Genomic DNA, 18,375 nt, shown 5'->3' with positions numbered 1-18,375 from the left:
GCCCGAGTTCCGCCAGGCGGAACTCTTTCCTGGGCGCCGGTCGCCCCCGGTGTCCAAGCTGAGGGCATGAACGAGATTTCCCCCGGCGACGACGCCGTCGCACAGGCGGCACAGCGGCTGCTGCGCGCCGCCGCCGACCGCGTTCCCTGCGCTCCGGTCCGCGATCTGATCGGCAGGGACGACGTACGGGCGGCCTACGCCGTCCAGGAGCTGCTCACCGCGCGCCGCCTCGCGGCGGGCGGCCGCGTCACCGGCCGCAAGATCGGCCTCACCTCCCCCGCCGTGCAGCGGCAACTGGGCGTGGACCGGCCGGACTTCGGGGTGCTGTTCGCCGACATGAGCGTCGCGGACGGGGCGTCCGTGCCGCTCGGGGGTCTCCTCCAGCCCAAGGTCGAGGCGGAGATCGCGTTCGTCCTCGGCGCCGACCTCGCCGACGGCCCCCTCGACGACGCCCAGGTACGGGCCGCCGTGGCGCACGCGGTCCCCGCGCTGGAGATCGTGGACAGCCGGATCGCCGACTGGGACATCAGCTTCGGCGACACCGTCGCCGACAACGGCTCCTCCGCGCTCTACGTCATCGGCGGCCCGGCCAAGCCCCTGCCGGAGTTCGAGCCGGTCACCGCCACGATGACGCTGAAGCGGCACGACGAGACCGTCTCCAGCGGCGACGGCGCGGCCTGTCTGGGCGACCCGCTCGCCGCGCTCGGCTGGCTCGCCCGGACCGCGCGCGACGTCGGCGATCCCCTGCGCGCGGGCCAGGTCGTGCTGTCCGGCGCGCTCGGCCCGATGGTGCCCGCCGCGGCCGGCGACGTGTTCACCGCCGACATCAGCGGACTCGGCCCCGTCTCCGTCCGCTTCCACGACTCCGCCAGTGAAGGGGCCACCGCATGAAGACCAAGGTCGCCGTCATCGGCTCGGGCAACATCGGCACCGACCTGATGATCAAGGTGCTCCGGACCTCGGACACCCTCGAGATGGGCGCGATGGTCGGCATCGACCCCGCGTCCGACGGGCTCGCCCGGGCGCGGCGCCTCGGCGTCCCGGTGACCGCCGAGGGCGTCCAGGGGCTCATCGCCATGGACGGCTTCGAGGACATCGCGATCGTCTTCGACGCCACCTCCGCGAAGGCCCACGTCGCGAACGCCGCCGCGCTCGCCCCGTACGGCAAGCAACTCGTCGACCTGACCCCGGCCGCCATCGGCCCGATGGTGATCCCGGCGGTCAATCTGAACGACCACGTCGGCGCGGACAACGTCAACATGGTGACGTGCGGCGGGCAGGCCACCGTGCCGATCGTCGCGGCGATCTCCTCGGCCGCGCCCGTCCCGTACGCGGAGATCGTCGCCTCGATCGCGTCGAAGAGCGCCGGTCCCGGCACCCGCGCCAACATCGACGAGTTCACCGAGACGACCAGCCACGCCATCGAGACGGTCGGCGGCGCCGAGCGCGGCAAGGCCGTCATCGTCCTGAACCCGGCGGAGCCGCCGCTGATCATGCGCGACACCGTGCTCGCGCTGGTGGACGCGCCCGACGAGGCCACCCAGGACGCGATCCGCGCGGCCGTCGCGCGCCGGGTCGAGGAGGTGTCGGCGTACGTGCCGGGCTACCGCCTCAAGCAGCGGGTGCAGATCGCGCCGGTCCCCGCCGACCAGCCCGTGCACACCCTCACCCGGGCTCCGGTCACCCACCAGGTGTCCGTCTTTCTGGAGGTCGAGGGCGCCGCCCACTACCTCCCGGCGTACGCCGGGAACCTCGACATCATGACCAGCGCGGCCCTGCGGATGGCCGAGGCCATGGCCGCCCGCGCGACCGCACTCCAGGGAGCCGACGCATGACCGCCGCCAAGCTGTTCATCCAGGACGTCACGCTGCGGGACGGCATGCACGCCATCCGGCACCGCATCGAGCCGGAGCGGGTCGGCCGGATCGTGGCCGCCCTCGACGCGGCCGGTGTCGACGGGATCGAGGTGTCCCACGGCGACGGGCTCGCCGGCGGCTCCCTCAACTACGGCCCCGGCAGCCACACCGACTGGGAGTGGATCGAGGCGGCGGCGGCCCACATCGACAACGCCCGCCTGACCACCCTGCTGCTGCCCGGCATCGGCACCATCGAGGAGCTGAAGCAGGCGTACGCGCTCGGGGTGCGCTCGGTGCGGGTGGCCACGCACTGCACCGAGGCCGACGTGTCCGCCCAGCACATCGCCACCGCGCGCGAGCTGGGCATGGACGTGTCCGGCTTCCTGATGATGAGCCACATGGCCGACGCCAGGACGCTCGCCGGGCAGGCCAAGCTCATGGAGTCCTACGGCGCCCACTGCGTCTACGTCACCGACTCCGGCGGCCGGCTGATGATGGACGGCGTGCGCGAGCGGATGCGCGCCTACCGGGACGTGCTCGACCCCGCCACCGAGATCGGCATCCACGCCCACGAGAACCTGTCCCTCGCCGTCGCCAACTCCATGGTCGCCGTCGAGGAGGGCGTGACCCGCGTCGACGCCTCCCTCGCCGGCCAGGGCGCGGGCGCGGGCAACTGCCCCATCGAGCCCTTCGTCGCCGTCGCCGACCTCAACGGCTGGGAGCACGGCTGCGACCTGTTCGCGCTCCAGGACGCGGCCGAGGACCTGGTCCGTCCGTTGCAGGACCGGCCCGTCCGCGTGGACCGCGAGACGCTCACCCTCGGCTACGCCGGGGTGTACGGCTCGTTCCTGCGGCACGCGGAGGCAGCGGCCGAACGCTACGGCGTCGACGTCCGCACCATCCTCGTCGAGGTCGGCAGGCGCGGTCTGGTCGGCGGCCAGGAGGACATGATCGTCGACGTGGCGCTGGGACTCGCACAGGCGAGCTGACGCGCGTACGCCACAGGGCCGGGAGAAGGTCTCCCGGCCCTGTTCGGCGTGCCCGCGGGCCTGTGACCTGCGCGGTGACCTGCTCAGTCGACGTGAGCAAGAACCTCTTGACATTCGTTCCGGGCGAGCGTTGCATCATGGTGACTGGCGTGTAAATAACAAACGCTATCGTGCATATAGAGAACGAGGAGCCGGGGTCATGTCCCTCACCAAGGAAGCCGCGTCGCACGACATCACCCTTCCGTCGGGCCTGCGCCTGCGTTACTACGAGGCCGGGGAGGCGGGGGCCGTGCCGGTCGTGCTGCTGCACGGTTCCGGGCCCGGCGCGACCGGCTGGTCGAACTTCTCGGGGAACATCGGCGCGATCGCCGCCGCGGGCTTCCGGGTCATCGCCCCCGACATGCCGGGCTGGGGCGACTCCGACGCCCAGGCCACCGCGGACATGGACCACGACGCGACGCTCGTGGAGTTCCTCGACGCGCTGGGCCTGCCGAAGGCCGCCCTCGTCGGCAACTCGATGGGCGGCCACACCGCGGTCCGCTTCGCGACGCTGCACCCCGAGCGCCTCACCCACCTGGTGACGATGGGCGCCTCGCTGGGCCGGGGCCCGGCCTCCCTGTTCGGCGCGGGCGACGGCCCCAGCGAGGGCCTGAAGGTCCTCGTCAGGGCGTACAAGGACGCGAGCCCGGAGAACATGAAGGCGCTCGTCGAGATCATGACGTACGACAAGGCGCGCTTCGCGACGCCCGAGCTCACCCGGGCCCGCTCGGAGGCGGCGCTCGCCCGCCCCGACCACCTCGCGAACTACGTCGAGGGCCTCGCGCACGGCGCCCCCATCCCGATCAAGGTCGACCGGGACGCGATCCCCGGCATCGAGGCGCCGACCCTGCTGATCCACGGCAAGGACGACCGGGTGCTGCACTACGAGACCAGCCTGTGGCTCCTGGCCAACATCCCCGACTCCCGCCTGGTGCTGCTCAACCGGTGCGGGCACTGGGCGATGATCGAGCACGCCGCCGAGTTCAACCGCCTCGTCACCGACTTCCTGTCGCACAACTGACCAGGCCACCGCACCGGTACTCGCACCGGCGCCGAATCGATCGGAACACCCCATGACCACCTTCGACACCGACGTCGTTGTCATCGGAGCCGGGCCCGTGGGCCTCACCCTCGCCAATCTGCTCGGCGTGCGCGGCCGGCGGGCCACCGTCCTGGAAGCCCGCCACGAACTCATCGACTACCCGCGCGGCGTCGGCCTCGACGACGAGTCGATCCGCACCCTGCACACGGCGGGCCTGTGGGAGCGCGTGCGGCCGTTCACGGTCCCGCACCACGTGGTGCGGCTCGTCAACGGCACCGGCCGGGTGCTGGCCACCAACAACCCGCGGACGCAGGAGTTCGGCCACCCCCGCAAGCACGGCTTCGTCCAGCCGCTGGTCGACAGGGAACTCGCCGCGGGACTCGACCGGTTCCCCGGCACCGAGCTGCGCTTCGGCCACAAGGTCGTCGGCCTGGAGGACCGGGGCGACCACGTCGTGGTCACCGCCGAACGGCTCGACGCCGAGGGCGCGGCCGTCGGGACGGTCGCCTTCACCGCCCGGTACGCCGTCGGCTGCGAGGGCGGAAGCTCCTTCACCCGCAAGTGGATGGGCGTGCGGTTCGAGGGGAAGTCACCGTCGACGCGCTGGGTGGTCGTCGACGTGGCCGACGACCCGATCGGCACCCCGTCGGTGTATCTCGGCGCCGACCCGCGCCGCCCCTACGTCTCCATCGGCCTGCCGCAGGGCATCCGCCGCTGGGAGTTCATGCTCCACGACGACGAGCCGACCGAGCTGTGCGACGACCCCGCGTTCATGCGGTCCCTGCTCCGCCGGCACGTTCCCGACCCGGCGACGCTGAAGGTCATCAACCAGCGCACCTTCACCCACCACGGCCGCGTCGCCGCCGACTTCCGCAAGGGCCGGGTCTTCCTCGCCGGTGACGCCGCCCACCTGATGCCGGTCTGGCTCGGCCAGGGCTGGAACTCCGGGATCCGCGACGCGACGAACCTCGCGTGGAAGCTCAGCGCCGTCCTCGCGGGCGACGCGGCCGACGCCCTCCTGGACACGTACACCGCGGAACGCCGCAAGCACGCCTCCGACATGATCGACGTCAACATGGCCGCGGGCACCGTCATGAAGATGGGCCGCCTCGGCGGCACGCTCCGCGACGTCGCCGCGTCCGCGCTCAACCTCGTACCGAAGTGGAAGTCCTACTTCACCGAGCTGCGGTTCAAGCCCATGCCGCGGTACGCGACCGGGGTCGTGGTCGACCAGGCCACGCTCACGCCGGGCCGGGCGCGGGCGGGGTTCAAGCGGGGCGGCGCGCTCGCGCCCTACCTCGACTCCGCCGGTGAACTCTCCCCGGTCGGGCTCCAATTCATCCAGCCGAGGGTCAGCACCGCCGACACCGGTGACGTCCTTCTCGACGACGTCACCGGCGACTGGTGGACGCTCGCCACCTGGGGCACCGACCCGACGGCGTACCTCACGGACACGGACCTCGCGTTCGTCCGCCGGCACCGGATCAAGCTGGTGTCCTTCATGCCGGAGACCCAGCGCGGCTGGGCCGAGGAGCGGTACGCGGACTCCCCCGAGCCCGTCACCGTGGTCGGCGACAGCACCGGCGCGCTCAAGGACTGGTTCGACGTGCGCGCCTGCGGTCTGGTCGTGCTGCGCCCCGATCACTTCGTGGCCGCGGCGTCCCTCACCCGTCAGGCGCCGCGGGCCCTGGCCGCCCTGCGCGCGGCGGCCTCGCTGACCCCCGTGTCCGCGCCAGCGCCGGTCGGGGAACTCGCCACCGAAGGAGCCTCGTCGTGACCGTCGCCCTCGTCACCATGTCGCACAGCCCGCTGCTGGAGTTCGCCGAGCCGCCCGCCGAGGTGGCCGACGCGGTCCAGGGCGCCTTCTCCGCCGCGCGGACCTTCGTGCAGGAGTACGACCCCACCCTGGTCGTCTCCTTCGCGCCCGACCACTACAACGGCTTCTTCTACGACCTGATGCCGCCGTTCTGCATCGGGTACGAGGCGCTGGGCGTCGGCGACTACGGCACCGCCGAAGGTCCGCTGAACGTCCCGACCGAGCGTGCCCAGGAACTGGCCCAGTGGGTCGCCGAGCGCGACATCGACGTGGCGATCTCCCGCCGGATGGAGGTCGACCACGGGGCGATCCAGCCGCTGGAGATCCTGTTCGGCGGCATCGACACCGTGCCCACCGTCCCGGTCTTCGTCAACGGCGTGGCCGAGCCCTTCGTGACGATGCGCCGGGTGCGGCGGCTCGGCGAGACCGTCGGAGGCTTCCTCGCCGGGCTCCGGGACGAACGCGTCCTCGTCGTCGGCTCCGGCGGCCTCTCCCACGACCCGCCGGTCCCGCAGTGGGCGACCGCCGACGACACGGCGCGGGCCATGCTCCTCAACGGCAGGCATCCCACCGCGGCGGCCCGTGACGCCCGTCAGCAGCGCGTCATCGACACGGCGAAGGCCTTCGCGGCGGGCACGGCCCCGATCCAGGACCTCAACCCGGAGTGGGACCGGGCCCTGATGGCGACGCTCGCCTCGGGCGACCTCTCCCCCGTCGACGCGATGACGCCCGCGGGGATGGCGCGGGACGCGGGCAACTCCGCCCACGAGGTGCGGACCTGGGTGGCCGCGTTCGCGGCGCTCGGCGCGGCGGGGCCCTACGAGGTGGCGTACTCCTTCTACCGGCCGATCAAGGAGTACATCGCCGGGTTCGGGGTGATGGCCGCCCGTACCGTCTGACGGACGACGGGCTGTTAGCGTGCCCGGATGGCCACCCCTCCCCCGCTGCTGGATCATCTCGTCCTCGCCACCCCGGACCTGGCGGCGACCGTCGCCGACTTCACCCGGCGGACCGGAGTCGCGCCCGCGCCCGGTGGCGCGCACGTCGGCCTCGGAACCCGCAACTTCCTTGTGGGGCTCGGCGGTTCGGCCTATCTGGAGATCGTCGGGCCGGATCCGGAGCAGCCCGAGCCGGCGAGGCCGCGCCCGTTCGGCATCGACCGGCTCGCCGCTCCCGCCGTGGTGACCTGGGCGATCCGCCCACCGGACCTGGACGCCACCGTGGCGGCGGCGCTCGCGGCGGGGGCCGGGGTCGGTCCGGTCCGTGCGATGAGCAGGCGGCGGCCGGACGGCACCCTGCTGGAGTGGCGGCTGACCCTCGACGAGAGCGCGGGCGTGGTCCCGTTCCTCATCGACTGGGGCGCGACCGCGCATCCGTCGGCCGGGCTGCCCGCCGTGGGCCTGCGGTCCGTGGCGGCGAGCGCGCCGGACTCGGCGGAGGTCCGCCGCGTGCTGGTCGCGCTCGGCACCGATCTCGACGTCGTAGAGGGCCGGACCGGTCTCACGGTCCGCCTCGACACCCCGGCGGGCGTACTCGACCTGCCCTGAGGGACGCCCCGACGCACGCTCACTCCCCCACCGGGACATGCCCCAACAGGTGCAGTTCCTCGCTGTCCAGACGGCCCTGGAGACGGCGCAGGACGGTGTCGTCGATGTCGCCCGCGTCCCGCAGCCGGATGACCACGGCCCGGCGCTCGGCGAGGAGGGCGAGGCTGAGGGCCGCGTGGTCGTCGGTGAGGCGCCGCGGGTGGAGGGCGCGTTCCTCGGGTTCGTCCGGGATCGTGGCGCAGCGCAGGGCGACCGCGTCCGCCTGCAACCGGTGGGAGCGCTCGATCGCCTCGCGGATGGCGGGCGCCGTCTCGAGGCGCCCGGCCAGGTCGGGCAGGGCGGCGAGCGCGGACTCCAGCGCCGCCGACTCGGCGAGCCATTCCTCCCGGGCGACGGAACGGTCGCGCGGGATCCGCGCCCAGCGCACCACCCCGGGCAGGATCAGGGCCTGCGCCATCGTCACGACGATCACCACACCGGTGACGAAGACGATGAGCTGGCGCGACGGGAAGGCCTCACCGCTGTCGAGGTGGGCGGGGACGCCGAGGACCGCGGCGAGCGAGATCGCGCCGCGGAACCCGGACAGGGCGCTCACGGTCAGGCGCCGGTGCGAGTACGTCGTGCCGGAGGCGCGGGCGGTGCCCCTGCGGGCGATCCGGAAGAAGGCGGCGACGCCGAAGTAGTAGGCGAAGCGCACGGCGACGAGCGTCCCGGCCACGGCGAACCCGGTGCCGATCGCGCGGGGGATCTCGTCGTTGCCCATCGTGCGGACGGAGAAGTCGAGTTCGACTCCGATGAGGACGAACAGGGAGCCGTTGAGGAGGTAGGTGGCGACCAGCCAGAAGTTCTGCGCCTGCACCCGCACCTCGGCGCGTACGGTGCGCGGCCCGCTCTGGCTGAGCATGAGCCCGCACACCACGACGGCGACCACGCCCGAGGCGTCGATCCGCTCGGCGACGAGATATCCGGAGAACGGGGCGAGCAGCAACAGCACCTGGCCGCGCAGCGCGTCGGCCTGCGTCATCCGGGCGCGGAGCCACTGCACGACCGTACCGGTGGCGAGGCCGATCAGCGCTCCGCCGCCGTAGCCGAGGACGAACAGCCATCCGACGTGCGGGGCGGTGACGGCCTCCGTGCCGACGGTCACGCCGACGGCGATGCCGTAGACGACGAGCGCCGTACCGTCGTTGAGCAGGCTCTCGGCGCGCAGCAGGGTGATGTCCCTGCGCGGCAGGAGCCTGGCCACGACGTTGACGGCCGTCGCGTCGGTCGGTGCGACGGCCGCGCCCAGCACCCAGGCCGGGCCCCAGCCGATCCCGAGCGCGTGCGCGACGCAGGCCACCGACGCGGCCGAGGCGATGACGAGGACGGTGGCGGCCAGGGCGACGTCGGTGAGGTGGCGGCGGATCTCGCGCAGCGAGGTGTTGAGGCTCTCCCACGCCAGCAGTGCGGGCAGGAACAGCAGCAGCACCACCTCGGAGGGCAGTTCCACCTTGCGCAGGGCGGGCATCAGGCCGATCAGCACGCCCATGGCCATGAGCACCACCGGCGGGGCGATGCGCAGCCGGTCGCCGAGTGCGGAGCCGACGAGCACGGCGATCCCCAACAGCACGACAAGCTCCAGACCGAGCACACGTTCCTCCCTCAGACACCGCACCGACACTGTGCTGCCCCAACTGTGCCGTGTGCCCGAACGGAAGGACGCCCCGGTGTGCGGGTGTCGGCCGGTCCCGGCTCAGCCGGGGGTGCTCGGGGTCGCCGTCGGGGACTGCGGACGGAACGGGGAGGGCACCGCGGTGTCCGACGGCGACGCGCCGGACGGGGGCGGCGACGACGGGCGCGGCGTGGGGCTTTCGTCGGGGTCGGCCGGCGCCGAGGGAGCGGCGGGCGGCGCGGGGGTGCGGTGCGGATCGGCGTCCCGGGTGAGGAGCCCGATGACGAGGGCGGCGGCGGTGGCGAGTCCGGCGAGCGCCAGCGCCCAGCGGCGTCGGCCGTGGTGGAGCAGGGGCAGTCGGCGCAGGTGCGGGCCCGGCGGTTCGGCCGGGCGCAGGCTGCGGACGGTGATGCCGTCGGCGCGGGCGGCGAGTGCTTCGTGCAGCCGTCGCTCCACCGGGCGTTCAGGGCGGTCGGCCGGTGCGGCCCGTGGGGTTCGGGGCGTCATATCCGGCCCTCCAGGATCCTTTCGAGTGCGTCGAGCGCGCGGCTGGCGTTCGATTTCACCGCGCCTTTGCTGATGCCGAGGGTGGCGGCTATCTCGGCCTCGCTGAGGTCGGCCCAGTAGCGCAGGACGAGGACCTCGCGGCGGCGCGGGGTGAGTCGGGCGAGTGCGGCGAGCACTTCGCGGTGTGCCTCGTCGAGGACGACGGAGTCCTCGGCGGACGGGGCCACGCCGGCCGGTGGCGGTGTCCAGGCCCGGGCGGTGCGGCGTCGGCGCAGGACGGACCGGGCGGTGTTGACGACCGAGGTCCGCAGATAGCCGAGGGCGTTGTCGACCTCCGTGATCCGCTCGCCGTGACGTCGGTAGAGGGCGGTGAACGCGTCCTGCACGACGTCCTCGGCGGTGGACAGGTCGTCCACGAGCAGCACCGCGAGCCGGACCATGCGCAGCCGGTGCGCGTGGTACAGCTCGCTGATCGTGGGCGGCGGGCCGGGCCGCCGGTCCGGGTACGCGCCGTCGTACGCGGAGACGTTCCGCGGTGTGTCCGGGTCGCGGGCCGCTTCGAGCGTGGACCGGTCGCGGCGCAGCAGCCCGCGCAGCAGTTCCCGCCATCCGGGGCGGGTCCGGCCGGGCCGGCGCGTGAACGGCTCGGGCCACGGGGCGAGTGGGGTGGCTGCGGGGCTGTGCACTGGGTTCCTCGGGGGCGGCGTCAGCGGTGCGAGCGGCGGCGTACGGCGAAGAGGGCTCCCGCCCCGCCGGCGACGAGGACGACGGCTCCGGCGCCCATGACGGTGGTGCCCGTGTTCGACGAACCAGTATGGGCCAGCTCGTCCTTGGAGGGGGCGGGCGCCGGGGTGGCGTCGTCCTTGCCGCCCGGGGCGGCCGGTGCGGCGGACGGCTCTTCTGTCGGCGCGGCGGACGGCTCGGCCGTCGCCGGGGCGCTCGGGGCGGGCGTCGGGGCGTCGGTGGCGGGCGTCGAGGGGACCGGACTCGGCGCCGTGGTGCCGGCGCTCGCGGGAGCGGCCGACGACTCGGCCGGTGTGGCGTGGGCGACGGGGATCGAGGCCAGGGCGGCCAGCAGGCCGGTGGCGACAACGGCGCTGCGGACAGGGGCGAGGTGGTTCACGGTCGTACTCCACGGTCGGGGCGAGGGCGCCGGCCGGCGCCCTTCACCCCCACACGACGCGCGACCCCGCGTGAGGTTGCCGCGGTCGCGCGGAAATCTTCGCGGCGGTGCGCCGGGCGTGCTGTCGGGGCGGCACCGGGAGTCCGGAGCCGGTCCCGGGCGGCCGGGCGGCGTCAGCTCCGGGGAGCGACCGCGGCGGTGATCAGGTGCGCGGCGGCCGCGTCGGTGCGGGCCGCGTCGCCGGTCACCAGCCGGTCCTGGCACAGGCCGCGAAGGCCGGAGACGAGCAGGGTCGCCCGCTCCCGGGCGGACGCGCGCGGGTGGCCGAGGCGTGCGAAGGCGTCCGCGATCGGCCCGACCATGACCTCGACGGTCTCCGCGGCGATGTCCCGGTAGGTCTCCGGGTGCGTCGCGGCCAGGCTCAGCAGCTGGAGCAGCATCCGGATGGGCCCGGCCTGCTCGCCGACCGTGATCGCCTTCCACAGCGCACGGGCCGACCGCCGCAGGTCGTCGGCGTCCTCGACGCCGTCGAACAGCGCGTGGGCGTCGGGTCGGCTCGCCTCCAGGGCGAGAGCGATCAGGTTCTCCCGGCTGCCGAAGTAGTACAGGAGCATGCGCTTGGTCGTGCCGATGCTCTCGGCGAGCGGGCTCAGCGACAGGTCCGCGAGGCCGTGGCGCTGCACGTACTCCACCACCTGCCCCAGGAGTTCCGCGCGCTTCTCGGTGTTCACGGGTCGAGCCACATTTTGAACGTACCGGACGGTACACGTATAGTCCATCCGAGTTCATGTGCCGATCGGTACATCAATGGGTGCGGGAAACGGAGCGCGGAACACCGGTGGAGAACAGCACACGTTCGAGCACGGGGCACGGCACCCGGTCACGAGGGCGGACGGCGAAGGCCCTGGCCGAAGCGGCCTGGTTCCCGGCGGTCCTCTTCCTGGGGATCGTCTTCTTCTTCGCTCCCGCCCTGCACGCGCCCGGCCCCCACCACGTGAAGGTGGCCGTCGCGGGTGGCGCGGACGCGGCGGCGCGGGTCGACGCCGCGCTGGAGGCGCGCTACCCCGGCGGGTTCGACGTCCGGCCCGTCGCGGATCGCAAGCGGGCCCGGCAGGCGGTTCTGGACCGGGACGCGTTCGCGGGGTACGCGGCCGACGGCGCGCGTCCGGTGCTGTACGTGGCGAAGGCCAACGGCGCGTCCCTCGAGCAGACGCTGACCACGGCGTTCGGCACGGCGGTCGCGGAGCGGTCCCCTCTCGCGGTCGACGACGTCGCCCCCACCGCGGGCAAGGACCTCCTCGGCTCGACCGTCCTCTACTTCGGCATCGCCTGGAACATCCCGGCGTACATCCTCGCCACGACGCTGCTGCGCGCCGTCGCGTTCGACCGCCGCCGCAAGCTGCTGGCCGTCACGGTCGTCGCGGCGGTCTTCGGCGTCGTCGGTTACGCGGTCGGGACCGCGCTGGGCTATCTGGACGCCGAACCGGCGGTGATGGCCGTCGCGTTCCTGCTCACCTCGGCGGTCGCCACGGCCGCGTCCGGACTCGCGCCGTTCACCCGCCGGTTCCTGCCCGCCGTCGGCATGACCCTGTTCATCGTCCTGTCGATCCCGACGAGCGGCGGGGCGGTACCGGCCCCGCTGCTGCCGGAGTTCTTCCAGTACGTGCACGCGGTCATGCCGCTGGCGAACGCGGTCGACGCCCTGCGCGGCGTCCTCTACTTCGACGGCGCCGGGGTCCTGAAGCCGGTCCTCGTCCTGTGCGGCTGGATCGCCGCGGGCGCGTCCCTGCTCGGCCTCGACTTCCTGCGGCACCGCCGGGCCACCGCGCGGGACACGGTCACCGAGCCGCCCGTGGACGACCCGGCCCTCGAAACGCCCGTCCCCACGGCGCTCCCGGTCCACCCCCACCACTTCGGGGAACCGGAGCCCGTCCTGGCCGGAACGGTCCGCGACGGCGAGGGGCGGCCGGTCCGCGGCGCCGCCGTCATCGTGCTCGACGGACTGGGCGGGCAACTGGTCTCCACCGTCACCGACGCCGAGGGCCGCTACGCCGTCTCCGGCCTCCCGGAGGGCCATCTCTCCCTCGTGGCCTCGGCGCCGGGACTTCATCCGGTGGCGCGGCGCAGGCTGCTGACGCCGGGAGAGACGGCCCGGGCGGACTTCGCGCTGGAGCGGCGGGAGGCCGACGCCGGCTCCCCCGCGGTGGATCGACGGGGCCGGGTCGCGACCGGCTAGTCCGACGTGCCCTCCGCCGGGGCGCCGAGCGGCTCCAGCCGGCCCATGTCCCGCAGCAGCGGCAGCAGATGGTGCTCGACGGCGGGGGCGAGCCGCAGATCCGCGTCCCGCCCGTCGGTCCAGCGCAGGGCGGACAGTTCGGCCGCGGGGACCGGATCGCCGATCAGCGTCGTGGCGAAGACCGTCAGCCGCATCGGTACGCCTTCCAGGGCCGCCCGCTCCTCCACGACGGCGAGCGGTTCGAGCGGGCCCGGCTCGACCCCCAGCTCCTCCCGCAGCTCCCGTACCAGCGTCTCCTCCGGTTCCTCGCCCGGTTCGGGCTTGCCTCCCGGAACGTAGAAGATGTCCGGCGCCGCCTGCTTGCTGACGACGAGCAGCCTGCCGTGCTCCACCACGGCCGCCGCGACGACCTTCATGACTGTGTGATCCATCCCCGCATTGTGCCGCCCGCTCCGCTCCGTCTGGCCACCGCCGACCGGCAGCCCGTAGGGTGGGCCGCGCAGCTGGTTCGCCCCGTCCGCCAGGCGGGATGCGTCGCAAGAGGGAACCCGGTGGGAATCCGGGACTGCCCCGCAGCGGTGAGTGGGAACGACCGCCGTCATACGCACTGGGCCCCGAGGAACGGGACCTGGGAAGCGACGGCCAGTAGGAGTTCCGTACGTGGCGACACGCACGGGACACGTCCGCGAGTCCGAAGACCTGCCAACTGCCCGTGCGCGTACGACGCGTGCGCGGACATCCCGGTGACCTCGAGGGCGGGTCGGCGCACACATCCGGCGGACGGCCGCGCCCTGCTGCGCGAGGGCCTTCCCGTCGTCGCTGTCACTCCTTCACGCGTTCGGGTTCTCGGGATCCCAGGGATACGTCTCTCGAAGGAGAACTCCGTGACCACCAGGACCGCAGCCGCGGCAGCACGGGCCACCGTGTACGGCTACCCCCGGCAAGGACGCGACCGCGAGCTGAAGAAGGCGATCGAGGGCTACTGGAAGGGCCGCGTCACCGCCGGCTCCCTCCGGGCCACCGCCGCCGGACTGCGCCGTGGGAACTGGCGGGCACTCGCCGCCGCCGGGATCACCGAAGTCCCCACCGGCGACTTCTCGTACTACGACCACGTTCTCGACGCCACCGTCATGGTCGGCGCGATCCCCGAGCGCCACCGCGCCGCCGTGGCCGCCGACGCCCTCGACGGCTACTTCGCGATGGCGCGTGGCACCCAGGACGTGGCGCCGCTGGAGATGACCAAGTGGTTCGACACGAACTACCACTATCTGGTGCCCGAGTTGGGCCCCGACACGGTCTTCACCGCCGACTCGGCCCAGCAGGTCGCGGAGGTCGAGGAAGCCCTCGCCCTGGGGCTCTCGCCCCGCCCGGTCCTCGTCGGCCCGGTCACCTATCTCCTTCTCGCCAAGGCCGCGCCCGGTGTCGCCGCCGACTTCGACCCGCTGACGCTGCTCGACCGGCTGCTCCCCGTGTACGCGGAGGTCCTCGCCGATCTGCGCGCCGCCGGAGCCGCGTGGGTGCAGCTGGACGAGCCGGCCCTGGTCCAGGACCGCACGCCGGCCGAGCTCAAGGCGGCCGAGCGCGCCTACCGGGACCTCGGCGCCCGCACGGACCGCCCGAAGCTGCTGGTCGCCTCCTACTTCGACCGGCTCGGCGACGCTCTTCCCGTCCTGGCGAAGGCCCCGGTCGACGGTCTCGCCCTCGACTTCACCCACGCGGCGGCCGCCAACCTGGAAGCGCTCGCCTCGGTCGGCGGTCTGCCCGGCAAGCGCCTGGTCGCCGGTGTGGTCGACGGCCGCAACGTCTGGATCAACGACCTGGAGAAGTCACTCGCCACGCTCGGCACCCTGCTGGGCCTCGCCGACCGGGTCGACGTCGCCGCCTCCTGCTCCCTCCTGCACGTCCCGCTGGACGTCACCCTGGAGCGCGACATCGAACCGCAGATCCTGCGCTGGCTCGCCTTCGCGCGCCAGAAGACGGCCGAGATCGTGACGCTCGCCAAGGGCCTGGCCCGGGGCACCCACACCATCACCGCCGAACTCTCGGCCAACAAGGCCGACCTCGCCTCCCGCGCCACCTCCGCCCTCACCCGCGATCCCGCGGTGCGCGCCCGCGCCGAGGCCGTGACGGACACGGACGGGCGCCGCTCCCAGCCCTACCCCGTGCGGGCCGCGGCCCAGCACGCCCACCTGGGTCTGCCGCCGCTGCCGACCACCACGATCGGATCGTTCCCGCAGACCACCGAACTGCGCACGGCCCGCGCCGACTTGCGGGCCGGGCGGATCGACGCCGCCGCGTACGAGGAACGCATCGCGAGCGAGATCCGGGACGTCGTCTCCTTCCAGGAGAGGACCGGGCTCGACGTCCTGGTGCACGGCGAGCCCGAACGCAACGACATGGTCCAGTACTTCGCCGAGCGGCTCACCGGCTACCTGACCACGCAAGCCGGCTGGGTGCAGTCCTACGGCACCCGCTACGTGCGGCCGCCGGTCCTGGCCGGGGACATCTCGCGTCCCGAACCGATGACGGTGCGCTGGACGGCGTACGCCCAGTCGCTGACCGACCGCCCGGTCAAGGGCATGCTGACCAGTCCCGTGACGATGCTCGCCTGGTCCTTCGTCCGCGACGACCAGCCGCTCGGCGACACCGCCCGCCAGGTCGCCCTCGCCCTGCGCGACGAGGTCGACGACCTGGAGGCGAACGGCACTTCGGTCATCCAGGTCGACGAGCCCGCGCTGCGCGAGACCCTGCCGCTGCGCGCCGCCGATCACGCGGCCTATCTGGACTGGGCGACCGAGGCGTTCCGCGTCACCACCGCGGGCGTGCGCCCGGACACCCAGATCCATACGCACATGTGCTACGCGGAGTTCGGCGACATCGTGCAGGCGATCGACGACCTCGACGCCGACGTGATCAGCCTGGAGGCGGCGCGCTCGCACATGCAGGTGGCCCGCGAGCTCGCCGGGCACGGCTATCCGCGCGAGGCCGGTCCGGGTGTCTACGACATCCACTCCCCGCGTGTGCCGGGCGCGGACGAGATGGCCGCGCTGCTGCGCAAGGGGCTCGAGGCGATTCCGGCCGAGCGGCTGTGGGTCAACCCCGACTGCGGCCTGAAGACCCGCGGCCGGTCCGAGACCCGCGCCTGCCTGGAGAACCTGGTCACGGCCGCGCGGACCGTGCGCGGGGAGGTCGGCCCCGTCTGATCCGCCCCGCGGCCGGGGAGCCCCGACTGCGGGCCGACTTGGTTGAGTTCACGAAAACCCGCAGGTCAGTTACGTTACGATGAGTGTCGCTCCACGGTCGGCCGGACGCCGGACGAACACCAACCGTCCGAGGCAATCCGAAAGGACACCCACGGTGTACTGCCCCTTCTGCAGGCTCCCCGACAGCCGCGTCATCGACAGCCGGTCGACCGATGACGGCACATCGATCCGCCGACGACGGCAGTGCGCCCACTGCCAGCGCCGTTTCACCACGCTGGAGACGTACTCGCTCCTCGTGGTCAAGCGCAGCGGGGTGACCGAGCCGTTCAGCCGCACGAAGATCGTCAGCAGTGTCCGCAAGGCGTGCCAGGGCCGTCCCATCACGGAGGACATGCTCGACCGGCTCGGCCAGCAGGTGGAGGAGAACCTTCGGGCGGCCGGCAGCGCCCAGCTGAGCACGCACGACGTGGGGCTGGCCGTACTGGAACCGCTCAGCGAGCTGGACCCGGTGGCGTACATGCGTTTCGCCTCCGTCTACCGCGCCTTCGAATCCCTCACGGACTTCGAGAACGCGATCGCGGAACTGCGGGCCAAGTGCGGCCAGTCCGTGGACTGATCCCCAGGACCTGAGTCGCAGGCCGCCGTCGGAGATTCCGGCGGCGGCCTGCGTACGTTTCACGGGTGTCGGGCGGTCAGGCGGTCTCGGGGGCGGCGGGGCGCGCCGTCCCGTCCGTGGTGCGCAGCAGATAGGTGTCCATGATCCAGCCGTGCCGCGCCCGCGCCTCGGACCGCACCTGCCGGATGCGGTCGCGGACCTCGTCCAGGGGCCCGGCGATCAGCAGCTCGTCCGGGGTGCCCAGGTAGGCGCCCCAGTAGATCCACAGGCCCGCGCCCTCGACCTGGGTGAACGACTCGCCGCCGTCGAGCATGACGACGATGTCCCCATCGTCGTGCCGGCCGACCTCGGGCAGGCGGCGGGCCGGCGTGATGTGCACGGGGCGGCCCACCTGGTTGAGCGGGATGCGGTGGCGCGCGGCGAGCGTGGACACACTGGTGATGCCGGGGACCACCTCGATGACCGCGGACACCCGGCCGCGGGTCTCGATGTCGGAGAGGATGCCGAGGGTGCTGTCGTAGAGCGACGGGTCGCCCCAGACCAGGAACGCCCCGGTCTCGCCCGGCGCCAGCTCGTCCAGCATCAGCCGCTCGAAGAGGTCGCCGCGCCGGGCCCGCCAGTCCTCGATGGTGGACGTGTAGGCGGAGCGGTCCATGGGGCGTCGGTTCCGGCTCGGGTCCTCGACCTCCACCACGCGGTACGGGGCCTCGGCGTGCTCCTCCAGCATCTGGTGGCGCAGGTCCGTGAGCGCGGACTTGTCGGCCCCCTTGCCGACGACGAAGAAGACGTCGGCGCGCCGGATGGCCTTCACGGCCTGAAGGGTGAGGTGGTCGGGGTCACCGGCGCCGATCCCGATGACGAGGATCGTGCGCTGCTCCGTGCCCTGCGAGTTCTGCGTGCCCATGACGCACAGTCTCGCAGTCGGCGGCGCGCGGCCCCGCTGCGGGCCCCTTGTTCGCGCTCCGCCCGGCGACCCCGACACACGCTCCGGTCCTACCGCCCTGACCTGTACGGATTCCACGGTTCGGGCCGAATGCTAGATTCCCCGCGCCGAGCCCCGCCACGGAACAGGGGCCGGCGCCCGGCGCGTCGCCGAAGCCCCGCCTCCCGGAAGGAACGTCTCGTGAGCCGCCGAGTCTGGTTCGTCCCGCCCGCTCTGAACGCCTCGCTGCGCCAGGCCCGGTTCGACGACGGGGCCGCGCTGGACGAAGCCGGTCGTGCGGCCGCCCGCGCCGCGGCCTCCTCGCTGCCGACGCCCGCGCTGGCCGTGGTGTCCGGGAGCCGGCGCTGCCGCGAGACCGCCGGGCTGCTGGGGCTCGGTCCGGCCACCGCGCCGGACGCGCTGGCCGCTCCGGACACCGGGAGCTGGCGCGGCCGGACCCTGGCCGAAGTGAGCGGGACGTCGCCGGAGGACGTGGGCCGGTGGCTCGGGGATCCGGAATTCCGCGCCGGGGGCGGGGAGTCGGTGGCCGATGTGTGCGCGCGGGTGTCCCGATGGCTGGACGCGCTGGACGGGGAGGCGGCGGTGCCGGACGGCGGGCTCGTCATCGGTGTCGTGGAGCCCGAATTGGCGCGGGCCGCCGTGGTGCACGCCCTGGGCGCGCCCCTGTCGGCGTTCTGGCGCTGCGACGTGGCACCGCTGACCGTCACCGAGCTGAGTGGCCGCGGCGGCCGCTGGAACCTGCGCTGCGGCCGGCCTCTCGTCGGCGAGAACTGACCGGCGGCGCCCGGGCGGCGCGAGAGGGCC

At 73.4% G+C, this 18,375-nt stretch carries 18 protein-coding genes and 1 riboswitch; of the genes, 11 read left to right on the top strand and 7 right to left on the bottom strand.

Annotation, left to right across the window (positions count from 1 at the left end; all coding sequences use genetic code 11):
* Positions 1–66: 66 nt before the first annotated feature.
* The 7 genes from ABZ930_RS23755 to ABZ930_RS23725 all read left to right on the top strand — a co-directional run bounded on the left by ABZ930_RS23755 (position 67) and on the right by ABZ930_RS23725 (position 7,289).
* Entirely contained in the window at positions 67–891 is an 825-nt protein-coding gene (locus tag ABZ930_RS23755; RefSeq protein WP_361550978.1) for a fumarylacetoacetate hydrolase family protein, read from the top strand.
* Positions 888–1,835, top strand: a complete 948-nt coding sequence (locus tag ABZ930_RS23750; protein WP_361550975.1) for an acetaldehyde dehydrogenase (acetylating) — start codon at positions 888–890, stop codon at positions 1,833–1,835. Before ABZ930_RS23755 ends, ABZ930_RS23750 begins: the two co-directional genes overlap by 4 nt.
* Positions 1,832–2,845 (top strand): 4-hydroxy-2-oxovalerate aldolase, encoded by a 1,014-nt coding sequence (gene dmpG / locus ABZ930_RS23745; protein ID WP_361550972.1) that lies wholly within the window; start codon positions 1,832–1,834, stop codon positions 2,843–2,845. The genes ABZ930_RS23750 and dmpG overlap by 4 nt, the downstream gene beginning before the upstream one ends.
* Positions 2,846–3,044: 199 nt before the next feature.
* The gene (locus tag ABZ930_RS23740) at positions 3,045–3,905 is read left to right on the top strand and encodes an alpha/beta hydrolase (protein ID WP_361550969.1); all 861 of its coding nucleotides are present in this window, start codon (positions 3,045–3,047) and stop codon (positions 3,903–3,905) included.
* Positions 3,906–3,957: 52 nt separating this feature from the next.
* Entirely contained in the window at positions 3,958–5,703 is a 1,746-nt protein-coding gene (locus ABZ930_RS23735) for a bifunctional 3-(3-hydroxy-phenyl)propionate/3-hydroxycinnamic acid hydroxylase (RefSeq protein ID WP_361550966.1), read from the top strand.
* On the top strand, positions 5,700–6,641 hold the full coding sequence (locus ABZ930_RS23730) for a 3-carboxyethylcatechol 2,3-dioxygenase (RefSeq protein ID WP_361550963.1): 942 nt from the start codon (positions 5,700–5,702) through the stop codon (positions 6,639–6,641). The genes ABZ930_RS23735 and ABZ930_RS23730 overlap by 4 nt, the downstream gene beginning before the upstream one ends.
* A 27-nt stretch (positions 6,642–6,668) precedes the next feature.
* Positions 6,669–7,289, top strand: coding sequence for a VOC family protein (locus ABZ930_RS23725; protein ID WP_361550960.1), 621 nt, complete (start codon positions 6,669–6,671; stop codon positions 7,287–7,289).
* Between the two features lie 19 nt (positions 7,290–7,308).
* Here the strand turns inward: ABZ930_RS23725 and ABZ930_RS23720 are convergent, their stop codons facing one another.
* The 5 genes from ABZ930_RS23720 to ABZ930_RS23700 form a co-directional block, all read right to left on the bottom strand.
* Positions 7,309–8,922: a Na+/H+ antiporter gene (locus ABZ930_RS23720; protein WP_361550957.1), complete on the bottom strand. Its 1,614-nt coding sequence runs from the start codon at positions 8,920–8,922 to the stop codon at positions 7,309–7,311.
* 102 nt (positions 8,923–9,024) lie between these two features.
* Entirely contained in the window at positions 9,025–9,450 is a 426-nt protein-coding gene (locus ABZ930_RS23715) for a hypothetical protein (protein WP_361550954.1), read from the bottom strand.
* On the bottom strand, positions 9,447–10,136 hold the full coding sequence (locus ABZ930_RS23710) for a SigE family RNA polymerase sigma factor (RefSeq protein WP_361550951.1): 690 nt from the start codon (positions 10,134–10,136) through the stop codon (positions 9,447–9,449). Before ABZ930_RS23710 ends, ABZ930_RS23715 begins: the two co-directional genes overlap by 4 nt.
* 20 nt (positions 10,137–10,156) lie before the next feature.
* Positions 10,157–10,573, bottom strand: coding sequence for an LAETG motif-containing sortase-dependent surface protein (locus ABZ930_RS23705; RefSeq protein WP_361550948.1), 417 nt, complete (start codon positions 10,571–10,573; stop codon positions 10,157–10,159).
* A gap of 173 nt (positions 10,574–10,746) precedes the next feature.
* Entirely contained in the window at positions 10,747–11,316 is a 570-nt protein-coding gene (locus ABZ930_RS23700) for a TetR/AcrR family transcriptional regulator (RefSeq protein ID WP_361550945.1), read from the bottom strand.
* Positions 11,317–11,411: 95 nt separating this feature from the next.
* Here ABZ930_RS23700 and ABZ930_RS23695 point away from each other — a divergent pair, with 95 nt between their 5' ends.
* The gene (locus tag ABZ930_RS23695) at positions 11,412–12,809 is read left to right on the top strand and encodes a carboxypeptidase regulatory-like domain-containing protein (RefSeq protein WP_361550942.1); all 1,398 of its coding nucleotides are present in this window, start codon (positions 11,412–11,414) and stop codon (positions 12,807–12,809) included.
* On the opposite strand, the gene ABZ930_RS23690 is transcribed toward ABZ930_RS23695, so the two are convergent.
* Positions 12,806–13,240 carry an NUDIX domain-containing protein gene (locus tag ABZ930_RS23690; protein ID WP_361550939.1) on the bottom strand — a complete coding sequence of 145 codons (435 nt, stop codon included), beginning with the start codon at positions 13,238–13,240 and terminating at the stop codon, positions 12,806–12,808. The two genes, ABZ930_RS23695 and ABZ930_RS23690, sit on opposite strands and share 4 nt — an antisense overlap.
* Positions 13,241–13,296: 56 nt before the next feature.
* Positions 13,297–13,531, top strand: a riboswitch (cobalamin riboswitch).
* 162 nt (positions 13,532–13,693) lie between these two features.
* Here ABZ930_RS23690 and metE point away from each other — a divergent pair.
* Positions 13,694–16,012 carry a 5-methyltetrahydropteroyltriglutamate--homocysteine S-methyltransferase gene (metE, locus tag ABZ930_RS23685; protein ID WP_361550936.1) on the top strand — a complete coding sequence of 773 codons (2,319 nt, stop codon included), beginning with the start codon at positions 13,694–13,696 and terminating at the stop codon, positions 16,010–16,012.
* A 154-nt stretch (positions 16,013–16,166) separates the two neighbouring features.
* On the top strand, positions 16,167–16,628 hold the full coding sequence (gene nrdR, locus ABZ930_RS23680; protein WP_361550933.1) for a transcriptional regulator NrdR: 462 nt from the start codon (positions 16,167–16,169) through the stop codon (positions 16,626–16,628).
* A gap of 76 nt (positions 16,629–16,704) precedes the next feature.
* Here the strand turns inward: nrdR and cobF are convergent, their stop codons facing one another.
* Positions 16,705–17,532: a precorrin-6A synthase (deacetylating) gene (gene cobF, locus ABZ930_RS23675; RefSeq protein WP_361550930.1), complete on the bottom strand. Its 828-nt coding sequence runs from the start codon at positions 17,530–17,532 to the stop codon at positions 16,705–16,707.
* 219 nt (positions 17,533–17,751) lie between these two features.
* On the opposite strand from cobF, the gene ABZ930_RS23670 reads away from it, so the two are divergent.
* The gene (locus tag ABZ930_RS23670) at positions 17,752–18,345 is read left to right on the top strand and encodes a histidine phosphatase family protein (protein WP_361550927.1); all 594 of its coding nucleotides are present in this window, start codon (positions 17,752–17,754) and stop codon (positions 18,343–18,345) included.
* Positions 18,346–18,375 lie beyond the last annotated feature (30 nt).

It is taken from the genome of Streptomyces sp. NPDC046716 (genome assembly GCF_040645755.1).
Classification (GTDB): domain Bacteria; phylum Actinomycetota; class Actinomycetes; order Streptomycetales; family Streptomycetaceae; genus Streptomyces.
Note: the sequence above shows the minus strand (reverse complement) of the source record. Positions and strands in the feature narration are given on the sequence as shown.

What these genes read in the sequence shown, in the direction of transcription:
- ABZ930_RS23755 (WP_361550978.1), top strand. Translation starts at nt 67, where the DNA reads ATGAACGAGATTTCCCCCGGCGACGACGCCGTCGCACAGGCGGCACAG.
- ABZ930_RS23750 (WP_361550975.1), top strand. Translation starts at nt 888, where the DNA reads ATGAAGACCAAGGTCGCCGTCATCGGCTCGGGCAACATCGGCACCGAC.
- dmpG (WP_361550972.1), top strand. Translation starts at nt 1,832, where the DNA reads ATGACCGCCGCCAAGCTGTTCATCCAGGACGTCACGCTGCGGGACGGC.
- ABZ930_RS23740 (WP_361550969.1), top strand. Translation starts at nt 3,045, where the DNA reads ATGTCCCTCACCAAGGAAGCCGCGTCGCACGACATCACCCTTCCGTCG.
- ABZ930_RS23735 (WP_361550966.1), top strand. Translation starts at nt 3,958, where the DNA reads ATGACCACCTTCGACACCGACGTCGTTGTCATCGGAGCCGGGCCCGTG.
- ABZ930_RS23725 (WP_361550960.1), top strand. Translation starts at nt 6,669, where the DNA reads ATGGCCACCCCTCCCCCGCTGCTGGATCATCTCGTCCTCGCCACCCCG.
- ABZ930_RS23715 (WP_361550954.1), bottom strand. Translation starts at nt 9,450, where the DNA reads ATGACGCCCCGAACCCCACGGGCCGCACCGGCCGACCGCCCTGAACGC.
- ABZ930_RS23690 (WP_361550939.1), bottom strand. Translation starts at nt 13,240, where the DNA reads ATGGATCACACAGTCATGAAGGTCGTCGCGGCGGCCGTGGTGGAGCAC.
- cobF (WP_361550930.1), bottom strand. Translation starts at nt 17,532, where the DNA reads ATGGGCACGCAGAACTCGCAGGGCACGGAGCAGCGCACGATCCTCGTC.